The sequence below is a fragment of the Corynebacterium singulare genome, from assembly GCF_000833575.1.
Taxonomy (GTDB): Bacteria; Actinomycetota; Actinomycetes; order Mycobacteriales; family Mycobacteriaceae; genus Corynebacterium; species Corynebacterium singulare.
In genome coordinates this window covers 2,061,215-2,075,807 of record NZ_CP010827.1, presented here as the reverse complement: position 1 = coordinate 2,075,807, position 14,593 = coordinate 2,061,215, and the positions used below count along the sequence as shown (strand labels likewise).

The 14,593-nt window shown below is 51.3% G+C and carries 12 protein-coding genes; 8 read left to right on the top strand and 4 right to left on the bottom strand.

Annotated features, from left to right (window positions below):
• The first annotated feature begins 28 nt into the window (after positions 1-28).
• The 5 genes from CSING_RS09595 to CSING_RS09580 all read left to right on the top strand — a co-directional run bounded on the left by CSING_RS09595 (position 29) and on the right by CSING_RS09580 (position 5,372).
• On the top strand, positions 29-970 hold the full coding sequence (locus CSING_RS09595; protein WP_042533368.1) for an NAD-dependent epimerase/dehydratase family protein: 942 nt from the start codon (positions 29-31) through the stop codon (positions 968-970).
• 86 nt (positions 971-1,056) lie between these two features.
• Positions 1,057-1,458, top strand: coding sequence for a hypothetical protein (locus CSING_RS13635; RefSeq protein ID WP_144403133.1), 402 nt, complete (start codon positions 1,057-1,059; stop codon positions 1,456-1,458).
• A complete protein-coding gene (locus tag CSING_RS13020; RefSeq protein WP_052471413.1) occupies positions 1,458-3,632 on the top strand; it encodes a glycosyltransferase family 2 protein in 2,175 nt (724 codons plus the stop codon). The genes CSING_RS13635 and CSING_RS13020 overlap by 1 nt, the downstream gene beginning before the upstream one ends.
• The gene (locus CSING_RS09585) at positions 3,629-4,303 is read left to right on the top strand and encodes a hypothetical protein (RefSeq protein WP_042531803.1); all 675 of its coding nucleotides are present in this window, start codon (positions 3,629-3,631) and stop codon (positions 4,301-4,303) included. Before CSING_RS13020 ends, CSING_RS09585 begins: the two co-directional genes overlap by 4 nt.
• A 10-nt stretch (positions 4,304-4,313) precedes the next feature.
• The gene (locus tag CSING_RS09580) at positions 4,314-5,372 is read left to right on the top strand and encodes a glycosyltransferase family 4 protein (protein WP_236683960.1); all 1,059 of its coding nucleotides are present in this window, start codon (positions 4,314-4,316) and stop codon (positions 5,370-5,372) included.
• Positions 5,373-5,435: 63 nt separating this feature from the next.
• Here the strand turns inward: CSING_RS09580 and CSING_RS09575 are convergent, their stop codons facing one another.
• Together CSING_RS09575 and CSING_RS09570 are read right to left on the bottom strand one after the other, a co-directional pair.
• Positions 5,436-6,635 (bottom strand): hypothetical protein, encoded by a 1,200-nt coding sequence (locus tag CSING_RS09575; RefSeq protein ID WP_042531799.1) that lies wholly within the window; start codon positions 6,633-6,635, stop codon positions 5,436-5,438.
• Positions 6,636-6,674: 39 nt separating this feature from the next.
• A complete protein-coding gene (locus CSING_RS09570; protein WP_158407805.1) occupies positions 6,675-7,448 on the bottom strand; it encodes an ATP-grasp fold amidoligase family protein in 774 nt (257 codons plus the stop codon).
• A 598-nt stretch (positions 7,449-8,046) separates the two neighbouring features.
• Here CSING_RS09570 and CSING_RS09565 point away from each other — a divergent pair.
• Complete coding sequence (locus tag CSING_RS09565) at positions 8,047-9,678, top strand: heparinase II/III domain-containing protein (protein WP_042531795.1); 1,632 nt, start codon at positions 8,047-8,049, stop codon at positions 9,676-9,678.
• Here CSING_RS09565 and CSING_RS09560 read toward each other — a convergent pair.
• A complete protein-coding gene (locus tag CSING_RS09560; protein WP_042531793.1) occupies positions 9,665-11,059 on the bottom strand; it encodes a hypothetical protein in 1,395 nt (464 codons plus the stop codon). The genes CSING_RS09565 and CSING_RS09560 overlap by 14 nt on opposite strands.
• A gap of 162 nt (positions 11,060-11,221) precedes the next feature.
• Here CSING_RS09560 and CSING_RS09555 point away from each other — a divergent pair, with 162 nt between their 5' ends.
• Positions 11,222-12,127: a UTP--glucose-1-phosphate uridylyltransferase gene (locus CSING_RS09555; protein ID WP_042531792.1), complete on the top strand. Its 906-nt coding sequence runs from the start codon at positions 11,222-11,224 to the stop codon at positions 12,125-12,127.
• Between the two features lie 148 nt (positions 12,128-12,275).
• Entirely contained in the window at positions 12,276-12,674 is a 399-nt protein-coding gene (locus tag CSING_RS09550; protein ID WP_201773949.1) for a hypothetical protein, read from the top strand.
• A gap of 167 nt (positions 12,675-12,841) precedes the next feature.
• Here CSING_RS09550 and CSING_RS09545 read toward each other — a convergent pair whose 3' ends face one another.
• Positions 12,842-14,509 carry an AAA family ATPase gene (locus CSING_RS09545; protein ID WP_158407804.1) on the bottom strand — a complete coding sequence of 556 codons (1,668 nt, stop codon included), beginning with the start codon at positions 14,507-14,509 and terminating at the stop codon, positions 12,842-12,844.
• Between the last annotated feature and the right edge of the window lie 84 nt (positions 14,510-14,593).

Below are 14,593 nucleotides of genomic sequence, written 5' to 3'. Positions count from 1 at the left end.
GACGAGCATCAATGTTATTATCACACCTATGCATTGTCTCGTGACCGGCGGCGCCGGGTTTATTGGTTCCCATCTTGTTGATCTCCTTGTTGAGAAAGGCCATACGGTCACAGTTTTGGATAATTTCTCAACTGGCCGGATGGTAAACCTAGAATCTGCGTGCAAGAGCGGCGATGTCAGCATAGTTGAAGGCGACATTCGTACAGTCGACTACGATGAGCTGTTTTCTCGGCGTCCTACCGAGGTCGTCTTTCACCTTGCAGCGCAGATTGACGTTCGCAAGTCAGTTGAGGATCCTGTAAGCGATTGCGAGACGAACGTGCTGGCGACGGTGAAGCTTGCGGACGCGGCTCGGCGCCACAGTGTCCGCAAGATTGTTCATACTTCCTCCGGCGGTTCCATTTACGGGCAGCCTGAATCCTTCCCTGTTGGGGAGGAGACACCCGTGGCTCCGGAATCACCGTACGCTGCTGGCAAGGCAGCGGGTGAGCTTTATTTGGAAATGTTTAGCCGACTCTACGGCATCGGCTGTAGCTTCGTGGCCCCGGCGAATGTGTACGGGCCGCGTCAGAACCCCCACGGTGAAGCGGGCGTCGTGGCGATTTTTAGCCAACGTCTTCTCAACGGTGAACCGACTAAAGTGTTTGGTACAGGTTCGAACACACGCGATTATGTGTTCGTCAAGGACGTCGCCCGAGCCTTCTATCTCGCCTCGAAGGATGAAGCAGACGGCGAGCGCTTTAACATCGGTACCGGAATCGAAACCAGCGACCGCGAGCTCCACACACTGGTTGCGAAGGCTGCGGGGGCACCGGATGCGCCTATATTTGCTCCCGCGAGGTTAGGCGATGTCCCACGTTCAGCGCTAGATTCCTCCAAAGCTAGGAAACTAATTGGTTGGGAGCCATCTCTGCCACTGGAAGCCGGAATCAAAGAAACGGTTACCTTTTTCAAGGGGCAGGTGAAATAGCTGTCAGCAGCCACGGCCGTGTGCGGTAAGTTCTGGCGCGTAAAAGATGCCCTGCAATATCGTTGCTATTGCACTACACTTGCCCTATGCCAGAAAACTCTCATAGAGCGGTCTTTCCATTTGAGGTAAGTAGTATTTCCCTTTTCTTACCCGGAGAGGCATCCGTACCTTTCCAATTTCGTGACTTTCTTGTCAGTTTTCGCTTCTTTGACGCTCACGGCGTTGAACTTCCGCCGACCGTATGTAGCGCGCCTGTGACCGAGGCGTTCAATGAACCTTTTGTGTATCTAAAGGAATCGGGTGTTGAAGGGGTATTTTTGGAAACAAACATGACTAGGTTTAATCCATACATTAAAGCCGTCGATCTCACGGTGCACCCCTGGAAGAGCAAGAACCTTAGCGTTCTCGAATTAATCACAGATTCAATATATGCTCACGCGGTTACGGCAGAAAGCAAGGAAAGCCTAGTTTGGAAGGTGGCGCAGTAATGCCGGTTTCGGTAGTTCTCCAGTTGATACCAGAGGATGTAGAAGAGGCTCGCGCCTATATAGAAAGCTTCAAGGAGATTAAGGGCGTGAATGAGTGCATTCTCAGTTTACCTAATTTCCTTAACGGGCCAGCATTGTCCGGTCTCTTTGAAACTGCGAATGCTCTAGCCGACTCGTTCTTTAAGTTTGAGGTCTGCCCATCTGATTTCTCGAGTTCTGCGTGCATGAATAATTCCGCGGTGAAATCGCGGGGCGATGTTCTGTTATTCGTGGAAAGGGGGTTTGCGGTTGTCCAAGACAGCGAAGCCATGCTCAACTTGGACGAGCTACAGCGCGGAGTGGTTGCTGAGATCAGTAGTTTTAGGAGTCTCGATAGTCAGGTAAATGAAGTACTACGTCAGCCCGAGTATCTAACCCCCCTGCCCGTCGCCTCGCTTGGCCGAGTTTTTGCTATTGACCGAGCTCATTTCTTGGCAGTTCGTGGTTTTGACGAAAACGCCTCGTTTTGTGAAGCGCTTGGCTATGATTTTATCCTCCGACAGCGGCGTCGCGGCGGAAAAGTCGTGAGTGTTCGGGGCGCGAAGGCCGTGGCAGGAAATCAGTCAATATCAGTCCCTACTGACGAGGAAATTCGTCTTATGGAGCGCGTGGATAACAGGCAAAATCTGTATCCAAACTTGGTCGAATGGTCTGTTTCACAAGATGAACGTCTACCTCTGGTTTCCGTAGCGATTGCAACCAAAGACCGTTACGAAATGCTGGTTGAGAGTATCAATTCTGTGCTCTACCAGACATTCCAAGAGTTCGAAATCGTTGTAGTCGACGATGGTTCGGAAGACCCTCTTCGAGTGGAACAGGTAATCGCCAGCATCGATGATCCGAGAATAAAGCTGATTCATCACGAGAAGTCGCGAGGAGTGGCTGCCGCGCGGAATACTGCTGCAACTCATTCAAATTGTTTACTGACCGCTGTTCATGATGATGACGACATCATGCTTCCTAACCGCCTCGAAATTGGAATTGATGGATTGTCTCAAACTGTCGACGCTACCTATGGTGGCTGGATTAATTTCCAAGACGACACAGGTGAGTTGCGGGGTTTCTTGACTTTGAAGGGATTCGGCGCAGCCATGGTGGCTTTCAACGGGGCGGGGCCCGGTCACAGCACTTGGACTTTGCCAACTCAACTGATAAGGGACTTTTCTTACGATGAGCGGCTAACGTCTTCAGTCGATCATGAACTAGCTACCCGTCTGATGAATGCTGGAGTGAATTGGGGCCACGTCGAAAGGTTCATGTACTTACGCCGTGTGCATGATCTGCAGATCACCGCGCAAGATTCCGATAACCAAAAGGCGGGGCATACGCTTTCTCGACTCGCGAATAGATTTTTGACCTCCGGACCGAGCCAAGCTTCTCTGAAAAAGAAAGGCGAGGAACTAAAGTACCCAAATGTTCCGGGAAGAACGGATCCTTTTAATACTTTCGGTGCATATCTTCCGGACAAACTGGTGTCCCGTGACATCATCTTGCAAGGGAACACAGTAAATCTCGCTATCGATGCCGATATGCCGGACAAATTGACGACTATTGTCACAGAGCGTGACATTTTACGTGATCGTGCCGTCTTTGAAAATGCCGTGATCGAAGACGTGAGCCAAGATGATATCGTCAATCTTCGTCGGATTGGCTTCAACTCCTTTAAGCTTCGCGTCCGTGATCGAAATGGATTGTACGGCGTTTCGAGTATCGAACCAGCTCAAGAAGCCCCAGTACCGCCGCAAACAAGGGTTGACGAAACATTGCAGCAGCGTTTACTGGAGAGCAGCAAGACACTCCGTAAACACGACGGTGCAGTACAGCTTAGCGTTCTGTACTTCCCAGAAAGCGTGGAAGCGGTCTCTATAGAGGGTTTTGAAAGTTTACTTCAAGAGGCTAGGAGGATCGTGAGCGTCGGCGAGTTTGGTTACAAGAGCTCTGCTTATATTTTCGTCACCAAAGATCACTACACAGCACAAGAGCTGGAGGCCTACTTACGTGCGGCTTATCCTCGGAATTCGACCTACCGAATGGGAGTTTCAAGCGCAATATTCGCAAAGGAGTTCTTGAATGCAAATGAACAAGAAATAAGCGTAGAATTGAACGATTCCGGTATTGATAGGGGGCTCCAATGAGATTCGGTTGGGAGAATTCGTTAACAGGTAAATTTGCTATTCGGGAGCGAACAGAATTCCCGAGCGAGTCGGTTTCATTCCCGCGAGAGCTAAAATTGGATCTCGTGCTGACAGGCATGAATAAATCAATAGCCCTCTTAGCGGGACTGCTTATTTTCAATGAGAACATAGCTCGACAGCGACTAAGCTGGCCAAAGGCCTCCCTTGAACTTGACGATAGTGTCAGAAGGGTCTGGGGAGAATTGGCTCCTCGCTTTGAAATTGACCAGAATCCCGACTGGACTCCTGACAATCACACTGTCTTGATCCTTTGTGATGACCGCCCATACGCCGTCCCGATTCAATCAATCGAAAAGCCCCGTCAGGTGTTACTTCAGGTACGCGATAGCGCGCACTGGACTGGTAAAATGTTTTCGATCGACCGTGTAGAATTTGCAGCCAACATTTCCGCTTTCGGGCGACGATTCGCGGAAGACTTAAGTTTTCGTGTCGCCATCGCACTTTTGCTGTGCGGTGACTGGCGTTCTTCAGAACTTGTTGTCGAGCGTCCAAAAGGTAGTAACACAGTTTTCGACGAAAATGACCTCATTGATCTCTGTGCGTCGATTGGGATAAAGCTTCGCGTACTTGATGCAGCGCAGTTGGAGGAGATGCTTGTTTATGCCAAGTAAAAAGATCCTAATGCCTGTTCGAACTGTCGCTGAATGGGGAGGTGTTCATGAGTGGACTGTCGACGCCGCTTCTTCACTGGTAGCTCGCGGTAACGACGTCACTTTTGTTGGGCAAGGTGACACCTTTAGAGAAAGAGCGCAGGCGGTTGGTGCCTCGTTCGTTGAAATTGACTGGAGTGAGTGGAGCCATGACATTGAGAGAATCGCGCGTGATGTCGAATTCGATTTAATATTTTCTCATGCCCCAGGTGGACGACAAATCGGCCTCGCCGTAAATGAAATTGCGAAAAAAGAACATGTGGTAATGGTCCACGGTGCCTACCATGACTACATGTACGAATGGTCCGATCAGGTTGACGCTTTTGTTGCCGCAAGTCCATCACTCGTACACTTTGTGCAGCGCTTCGGGCGAGTGGCGCCGTGGAAGGTGACCAATCTTCCGAATGCGGCTCCCTCCGAAATTTTTAACCTTCCGCTAGTTTCGCATGATGAGAAACTCAGTGGCGGAGTCGGGAGAATCCTGACGGCCTCGCGACTTTCGCCGGATAAGGTGCCTCAGATCGCTGCTGTTGAGGAAGCTGCGGAAAGTCTCAGTCATTTGTATCCCGACATCGAATGGGTCATTGATATTTACGGTGACGGCCCGCTGAAGGCGATGTACGAGCAACGCTATGCCGCGCTTTCACAGCGTTTAGCAAACGTGAATTATGAGTTTCACGGATGGGTAGCGCCTCACGAAGTACCGATTCTGATGAATAAAGCTTTCTTGACTGTTACTGCAGGAATGGCCGGAATGCGTGCACTTGCCGCGGGATCGCTATGTCTTGGGGCAGGCGCTAGAGATACCGTTGGCATTCAAGTGGGTAGTAACCTACGAGCTGGTTTGTGGTCGAATTTTGGTGACCATGGAGTCCAACGATTTGGAAAAACTGATGTGAAATTTGATCTCAATTTTCTGTCAGATCCAGATCGATACGACGAAGCCGTCAGAGTTGCTCGTGACAAGGTGCTGACGGGCAACAACCAAGATTTGGTGAATAATTTGATGTTCAGTGCCCTAAATCTCTAAAGGCTGGGGTGTATACGGGGAATCCCCTGCCTGACGATTTGTTCGGCAGGGGATCAAGGGGTGTTAATCAATATGGGGGAGCCCTTGGCTGTTAATTACTGGGGCAATTTTGGGTAACAGTTCCCTCCATGCTGCGTCAAGCTTGTCGAACTTTTCGTTAAATGCTCGGGATAGTTCTGTAGGCTCGACGATATCTTCTACCTTGTTGAAATTCGGTATTTGAGTCTTTTCTTCAAAGCGCCAACGGATACGAATGGCATCAAAATGCCCTGCAAAAACTTGGTCAGAGGGAGCGGGCGTGGTGTCTTCACCTCTAATCACATGAGCCATTAGCTGGTCGTCATTATTGATTAACTGCGGACTATAGATATATTTCGGGGCTAGCCACGCACCCCGCTCCTCTCCCAGTGAGTAGTCGGCATGGACTCGAACGCCTTCCAGTTTTTTAGACCTATTTGGGAACTGGCGAATCGGTTGGCGACTGAAATGCAGAACGGGTTGATTTGATTCTTCAAGAGCCTCCGGAAGTGACTTTCCGGCTACGTGAATTGGCAGCTCGTCTATGTCGATCATGAGTACAGATTTGGCGTTCGGGGCGAAAAACCTGCGAGAGTGCTCCCATGCTACGTGCTGACTATAGTCTGAATCCCAAACATTATTGGGACCCCCAGTTGGGCCGTATGGCATACCCCATTTGACTACAACGTGGTGTTTAATGCCGGGGATGAGTGAAAGCACCTGGTCGACGCGTTCGGCTGAGTAGAGCGAACTGTTGTTGTCGTAAACGATAATGGTGTCAGTGTTGTTTACTAAGGAATTGTAAAACGCCCAATAAGCAATCCACTCGAGCCGGTTGTCTTGTTGCTGGGTAACGAGAAGGTGCCCTTCGGGTCGAGGGTGTTCCGAGATACAGGGAACTTCCACCTCCCAATACCCAAGAGGGCCATCGATGATAAGAATTCCCGGCGTATCCGATACTGGTGCTGTAGCACGGGACATTCGATTGAGTGACTCAAACGTAATGTTCTGAGTGATGTCATTCCAGTTCCACTCGAATCGGGTTGCTCTTAGCTCTCTTTCGAGATTCTCCCAGCGAGGGCCGATGAACCAAAGTTTCCCATTGTTGACAAATATATCGGAAAAGACTGTGTGGTAATCAAATTTTTTTAGGTAGTTGGGCTGGCGATCCTCAGGGTTGCGAGGGGGTACCCTCTTTATCGGCGCGTCTACTGGCAGTTCGACCGTGGCAGGTGTGTAAATCATGCGTGGACTCCTATTGCGTGTATTTTGCTGGAACGTCGATTATGACGCGAGCCGAGTAGTTGCGTCATCCCAAGCCTTACCAAGCTTAGAATCGAATTCATCAGTTAGCCACATTATCTTTTTGTAGTAGAGAGGGCCGGGTGCAGGGGTGAGCTCTCCTAAAACAGTTCCCCGCGTTCCGTGGAACATGTCAACCCTCATGAACGGCGTGTTCAAAGCTTGTGTAATTCTGATGGCGGAGTCGAGCAACTGCTTTGGGTCCCGGGGGACGACAGGGTCTCCTTGCTTAATGTGCTTCCAGTTACTCTCGACAAAACCATTCCGTGGTAGCGGGTTAAACTCGCCGTCGAAAAACGCGTGCGCGTCTTGTGAACCATTTCGATCTACCTGTTGGATGAGCATAGGAGTGTCATAGAAACAATAGACTTTGTAGTCGAAGGGAATTGGTTTCTGTGGATCTGGGCTCTCGATTAGCTCCTCAGCCATAAGCTTATATTGACCTTTGTAATTACATTTTTCGTAAGCGGAATTTTGTACTTCCTTAATTCCTTCAAACGTGTACTCGGTTCCGTTCAGTGAATCGTAGTACTTGCCATTTTCGGTTTTTTCGAGGAGTTGAACCCCCCAGTTCGAGTGCATTACTGTGGGTTTGAGTACAAACTTTTGGGGCAGATTGTCGAGACTTGTCAAGTCGCCAGGAGTTTCCCAATAGCCGTAGACTTTTGGCATAGGTATGTCATTTGAATCAGCAAAGCTATGGAGTTTGGCTTTGTCGTTAACCCACCATGGAATGTTCTCCTCATTGTTGCTCAATCGGTTCTTTATATGTTCTACCCAAGTTGTCATTGTGTTCCTCTTCGGTATGGACTGGCGTATTCTTCAATCATGGGAAGATTGAGGGGATTGAAGATGTTTCGAACCTTTCTCAGACTACCACGCGTGTTTTGTGAAGAGTCTCCTCTTTTAGAATTGCTATGAAGACTGAATTAATGCTGTTGGTCGCTGGGGAGCCTCGGTAGAATCTGGTTGGTGGATACTTCGCGTGACGCCTTTACAGGTTTGGCCGCGATAGGCCCCACTGGTATTTGATCTGTGGGTTGTTCCCAAAAGTTGGTGCCCACGCAGTAGCGTTTTGACTCACTGATTTCGTTTGTGCCGGTCCGAACATGGGGGTTAATGGTTGCTAGAGTCGCTGGAGCTGACTGTATAAAAGATTCACGCGTGATGTTTTGAAAAGGAAAAACAATTGACTCTCTATTCTACTCCTGACCGTGGTCGTCATATCTTGATTTCCGGTGGACTGGGGCGAGTCAATTCTATTTCGCGAGTGTTAGGAGGCACTCTCGTCGTTCATTCGTACGATCCTGTTCTATTTGACATCAATGAACCGTTTTGGCCGCAGATCGAATCGATGAAGCTTCACCCAACGGTGCGCTTTTATCTGCACTCTCTTAATTGGATCGACTTCATTGTAGATCGTGCTGCCGAGCGCTCCGAGACGCCGTGGACTGAGGAAGTAGCAGCAGGTGCCGAGTTTGTCTGGGCGGTGGCGTGGAATTGGTGGGAGATGGACCGCGTAACCCCTGAGTGGAAAAATGACGAACACGTGTGGGGAGGACACGCGGTAGCGATTCGGGCGGCATCACTCAGTGCGCTTAGTGAAATCTTTCCAGACGACGAATGGCTGCGCGAAGCTATCGAGTATCACGGGAAGTGGCTCATGGAGCACTTTGACGGCTACTGGAACCATGGGCTTTCCCAAGCACTGGCGTTGATGGTGGTGGGGGATAGGCTGAGTGATGAGTCAATGCTCAATATCGGTGCTGATCGTGCCAAAGCTTGTCTCGAGGTCATGATCGATGAGGAGGGGGCCATCAATGAGCAGGCACCTGAGTACGCGAATTATATAGAAAGGCTGCGCCAGACCGCTGTTGAGGCACTTGAGTTGTTTGGGGCACCGGGTGCGGATGCGCTGCGCGCAAAGCAGGAGTCGCTCGAAGAGTTCATTGCGCATTCACTTACCCCAGGCGGCACATTCGTCGAAATCGGTGACTCAATGCCACGCCGTCCAGAGTATGTTCGTGGAGGGGCGTTGGAATTCGTGCTATCGAATGGTGCTACTGAGGCTGAGATACCGCGAGTCAAGGTATACGAGGCGGGCTACATTTTCGGACGTTCCGGGTTTGGTCAGCGCAGGCCTAAGGATTTGGAGAGCTACTACACCTTACGCTTTGGGCCGCCGCGTCAGATTCATGGGCATTTTGATCACTTGTCACTGACTTACTGGGACCGTGGGAGGAACATCATTGTAGATGCGGGTCACCCAGGTTATGTGAGGGGCCCCTTGCGTTCCTATGCCCAGAGCCGCCTGGCTCATAATGTGCTTACTGTTCGTGGAAAGGAGCACGACGCTGGGGCAGTCTCACGACTGGTGGATTATCAGATCGAGGAATCGTGGTCGGCGTTCGATCTTGCGGACACCGCTTGGGAAGGCCTTCGCTGGAATCGCAGTGCGTGCTTTGTCGACTGCGGCCCCTTTGTGGTCTCAGACAGCCTTGAACCGACGCGCACTGTGGAGTACGCGGAGCAACGTTGGAATGTGGCCCCAGAGTTCGAGTACGTGGGCTCGCAGTACGAGACAGTTCGATTCCGGTCAGTCGTCGATGGAACCCAGTTGGTGTTCATCCGCTACGGTATCGACGGCTCGCGCTACTTCGACCCTACAGATACGAACCTCGCCCGGGGGGACCGTGAGGGCCGGCGTGGAGTTGTCTTCCGTAATGAGAAACCCACCGATACGTGGACACTAGGTTTTGGGCGCGCCAGCCGGGACTTTGGTGTTCTCACCGCAGTGGTTGTTGCCAAGCCGGAAGACAAAGTGGAGTACACCTTCAAGGAGAAAGGTCCCAGCAAACGCGTACTGCGCATCGTTCGTGGAAGCCAGAACTTCCTTTTTGATTACGACGTCAAGTCGCAACGAGTGCGTGCATTGTCCGCGCCCGTCGAACGGGGGTACGCGGACGGTGGACTCACTCCGCGCTGACGCGCTCCGCTAAGGTTCGGTTGATACGCCAGTCAGCGCGACCCTCGCTGAAGCCGGAGTAGTACAGCTCGAAGGTTAGGCTTTCGCCACTGCCATGGGGAACTAGCGTGGACTTGTACAGGTTGTGGTACCCGGATTCTTTGTGGGAGATGATCGGTGTGTCTGAGCGCTTCCAGTTAATGCCGTCCTTCGAACGCATAAGGTACAGGTTGCCATTCTGTACGGTGTCGCTCGGAACGATATGTACGATTCCTAGATACTCGCCGTTGTGGCGTTGAACATCGATGTGCCACCAGCGCTCGTTTGACTGAAGATAAGGATCAACCGAGGGGTACCTAGGCGCGGACCACGTCTTGAGATCAACGCTTTCATAGAAGATGATTCGGTTGGGAACACCGGGGTGGTTGGCGATGCCGTAGAGACGCCAATTTTCACCAGTCCAGATGAGGGCTTGAGACATGAACTGCGGCTCTCCGGTCCAGATTTCCTCTTTCTCAGACCAGTTCACTCCATCAGTGGATTTCACTAGGTAGATACGGTTGGTCTTCCCGTTGGGACGATCCACCGTGCGCCAGGTGAGGTACATCTCACCGCTCGGGGCCATGACGAGCTGGGTGTCAGAGTTGTGAGGGTTGGGCTTGCCCAGCTGGTCGTCGATGGGGTTAGTGAGTCCGTCTGGAACCTGCCAGTTCCAGCCGTCGTTGGAGACAACTACGTTGGGATCTTCAGCACCTTCGTCGCTGGCCGGGTATGGGGTCATCGCCATCCAGTACTTCCAACCGTTCCAGCCATTTTCAAAGAAGAGGACTGAAGGATGAGTGGCTTGGCCGCTGCCTTCGTGGGTGGGCAGGGTCAGCTGCGGGCCGCGGGGAGCGGTCCACGCCCACAATGGATTTTTCTCTTCACTGGTGGCGAGCCGGTCTTTGATGCCGGCTACGTGCTGAGCAAAACCAAGGGAGGGCTCCACGGAAGTAACTGGGGCGGGAGCTGTGCTTGTGGTCGGTTCCGGCGAGGAGCTGGGTTCCTCCGTAGGCGCCGGAGAGGTTGAAGGTTGAGTGGACTCAGGCATGGAAGTGGGAGTGCCTGGAGTTGTTGCAGGGGTGGTGCTCGGTGCTGGGGCCGATGAGGAACCGTTGGAAGAACCGACTCCGGGTAGTATGCCGGCAATAAGTGCCAAACCACCAACGCTTGCTGCAAGAGCCACGAGTGCAGCAACGGCCTGCTGGACCTGTTCCTCATTGAATTGGGGAAGGGCAGGCATCTGGAAGATCGGGAATTGCTGTGCCTGAGCAGGTGCTGGGGAGGTTGCCTGTCCGGTAACCAGAGAGGCGGTGAGGGCTAAGGCAACGAGTGCTTTACCGGTGCGTGACGGTCGACGCATGAGAGACTCCTTCGTGGGTGAGGTTGAGATAAAATGAAGTCTAGTTTGTGGTGACGTGTGAGGCAGAGGAACCTGTGGACATCGATGAGCGCGGGCGCCACAACTTCCATTCTTTGGTAGGCCGAGAACCGATGCAGGGTTCCAGTGCATTAAGATTGACCTATGGCTCATTCCACTTCCGTCCGCACTGTTGTTGTCCCCGCAGCGGGTATGGGTACGCGTTTCCTGCCTGCGACGAAGACTGTCCCGAAGGAGCTTTTGCCTGTCGTGGACACTCCCGGTATTGAGATGATTGCCGAGGAAGCCGCGGGCGCTGGAGCAACACGACTAGCTATTGTGACCTCGCCTAACAAGGACGAGGTCATGCGTCATTTCGATGAGTTTCCGGACCTAGTTGAGATCCTGCGTGCTCGTGGAAAAGATGAGCAGGCAGCGAAGGTTGAGCGCGCTGCGCAGATTATTGATCCCGTTGCTGTTGTCCAGGACAAGCCTTTGGGCCTAGGACACGCTGTTGGTTTGGCGGAGTCCGTCTTGGACGAAGACGAGGACTACTTTGCTGTGATGCTTCCTGATGACGTCATTGAGCCAACTGCTGCCATGAGTGAGATGATTCGGGTGCGTCAGGAACATGGTGGCTCGGTGCTGTTGGCTGTTGAGGTGGATCCGGCACACGTATCGAACTATGGCGTGTTTGACATTGAGGACACCGACGAGGACGGTGTGAAGAAGGTCGTGGGCATGGTGGAAAAACCTGCGGCTGAGGACGCGCCGTCGAACTTGGTGGCTACGGGCCGCTACCTACTAGATCGCGCGATTTTCGATGCCCTTCGCCGCATCAAACCAGGCAAGGGTGGGGAGCTGCAACTGACTGACGCGATTGATTTGCTTATCTCTGAAGGCCATCCTGTTCACGTCGTGGTCCACGACGGTATCCGCCATGACTTGGGTAACCCGGCCGGCTTTATCCCGGCCAGCGTGGAATTTGGCTTGCGCCATCCAAAGTATGGACCGGCTCTATTCCATGACTTGGAATCGATCATGGAAAAGTATCGGTCCGAGCTCGGCTAGTAAAGGAAGTGTAAATTTCCTACTGAGCTGGTATATAGAACCCTTATCGTTCGGTCTTCGACGCCTTGAAACTTGAGAGTTTAGACGTATTGGAAACCTTCGTGTGGACAGTCTGCAGGGCTGAGAGCGAATCATTGAGACGCTTGGAGTGAAGATTGATGTCGGAACAGAAGGCTTTGCGAAAAACGATGAAGCCCTCGTGGGTCTTTGCCATGGCGTTGGGTGCGGCGATTGGCTGGGGCGCCTATATCTTGCCCTTCGACTGGATGCAGAAGGCGTGGCGTTTGCCATGGCCGCACTCGGCCGGACTCATGCGTTTATCGCAGGCTGGGCGCTGACGCTAGGATATTCGTGCGTCGTCGCGTTGAATGCGTCGGCGGTCACGCTCATCTTCCGCGTCACGTTCCCTGAGCTGGTCATGCAGGGCGCGCTTTACGACGTCGCCGGGTGGACCATCTATCTACCCGAAGTAGCCATTTGCTCGTTGTTCATCGTTGTGTTCGCATGGTTGAACTCTAGGGGCGCAGCGCTTTCTGGTCATCCTTGATGTCTTAGGCCCTAGCAGTCTTTTGGGCTGAGAGGATAGACTGCTCCCTAGGAATCACCTGCTCCCTCCTGGAGTTGTCCTCGCTGTAAAAGAAAGCAAACGAATCTAAGGGGAATCATGGATCTGGAAAAGCGATTTCGATGCAAATAGATTCCTTAAACGTGTTTTTAACCCGATTGAGAATACGCGCTGGGGTTTAAACCGGATATTTGGAAGATTTTCATTTTGAAGTCTGGGTTTTCTTGAATTCGCTTCAGCAGGGCCCCCACGTACCAAGTTTCACTGATGCCTAGGGCGTCGCAGATCTGTTTGGGCACGCCGAGGTCTCTGACTGGGTATCTTTCGATAATCGTCCACCACTCTTGGTTAGCTACAAGAGTATTCAAATTGTCGAGCACCTTAGGGAGAGGATTGCTTAGTTTAAGAATTACGTCGTCTGAATCAGTGTTTGAAAGCGAGATGCTCGTTAAGCTGTCTAAAGCTGAGTGGTGAAACTGTTTTGCGGCAGTGGTCTTCGCCAATCTCGTCATAGCGCCCTCACCTGAAAATAGATTTTTAAGTTTGAGCTCTACCCGGTTGATAGCAGAATCTACGGAAGAATCGAAGTTCTTTTCTATGATTTGTGATATTTCACACACCGCGGTTTTGCTGTAAAGGACGGACTCAACTTCTTCGACGGAAAGTACCTGTATCGACTCCGATTGGAGGCGTTCGACCTGGAATTCATCTCGAGAGTCTCGGTCAAGAATGGCCATTGCAGTAAGCCAGTGATGATCCTTAGATTGAGCTATTCCTTTTGTTGATGCGATAACGTTTCGGCAACTTCCCGAGGGGACCACGCGAAAGCCGGGATAAAGGGCTTCGTATAACCTTTTATCTAAACTGGCTCCTTGGCCTTCGACAAAGATTATTTTTTGTCGTCCCCCCAAAATAGCCCTGAGCGAGGACTCCGGGATTGCTTCAAACTGAGGTCTTTCAACCTTTTTCAAAGACCACCGAATTGGGGAAGAGTTCTCCCATTTCACGCCGGAGGAGACTAGCAACGTGTATCCTAAGTGGAGGAAGTCTTCGGCTAGCCTTTCGTCATGACTCGAAATGATAAAAGCGCAGTCTTGACGCGCTTTTATCAGTTCCAAAACTAATTTCGACGTAATATTTTTGTGAAGATGGCGCTCAGGTTCGTCAATTAGAAAAATTGTTCCTGCCGGCTGAGATATGATTTCTGCCCCAAGTAGTAAGGCTGATTTCTCACCATCCGACAAATCCGTGATAGGGACTTTTATATCTGCTCCTTCGGCATCTCGTTTTATAAAGATGCCAATGCTGGAGTGCCAATCTAGGCCTAGGTCGAGCCCGGCTGCGTCGAAAATTCTCGTAAGTTTCTGAAAATGAGATTCAGGGGCTTGATCGGCTGTGCTTTTTATATTGTGAATAGCCGAAGCTGTGCTGTTGTTGTTATCGTGAAAATTATTTAGGATTTTGACAAGCGTTTGAGATATCTCATCTTCTTCGAAATTGGCCGAGATGCGTGTTTCCGGCTCGGCGCGGTATCTCGACAAATGCCGGATGCCAATACTGTTCGGATCTAAGACTGGAGAACTTGTCTTTAACCAAATTCTTCTATGGCCTACTACTCTGACGATAGGGAGTTCGCCTCCGTTCGCATGAAGCCAGAGAAGCAAAGCTGATTTTCCCGAGCCATTCGATCCTAAGAGTAACGTCGGACTTTTCCGTTTGGCCGACAATGGGACCGGCTGCCCGCTAATCGATGGAATGGACCATTCTTTTATTGTAAGGCTCTCTTGAGCGTTGTCTAATTCGGTCTTTGTATCCACTATGAACTGTCTCCAATCAAAAGAACGAGGGTGACTTAATTATATCGCGATCGTGGACAATAAATGTTCCTAGCTTTCCACAAC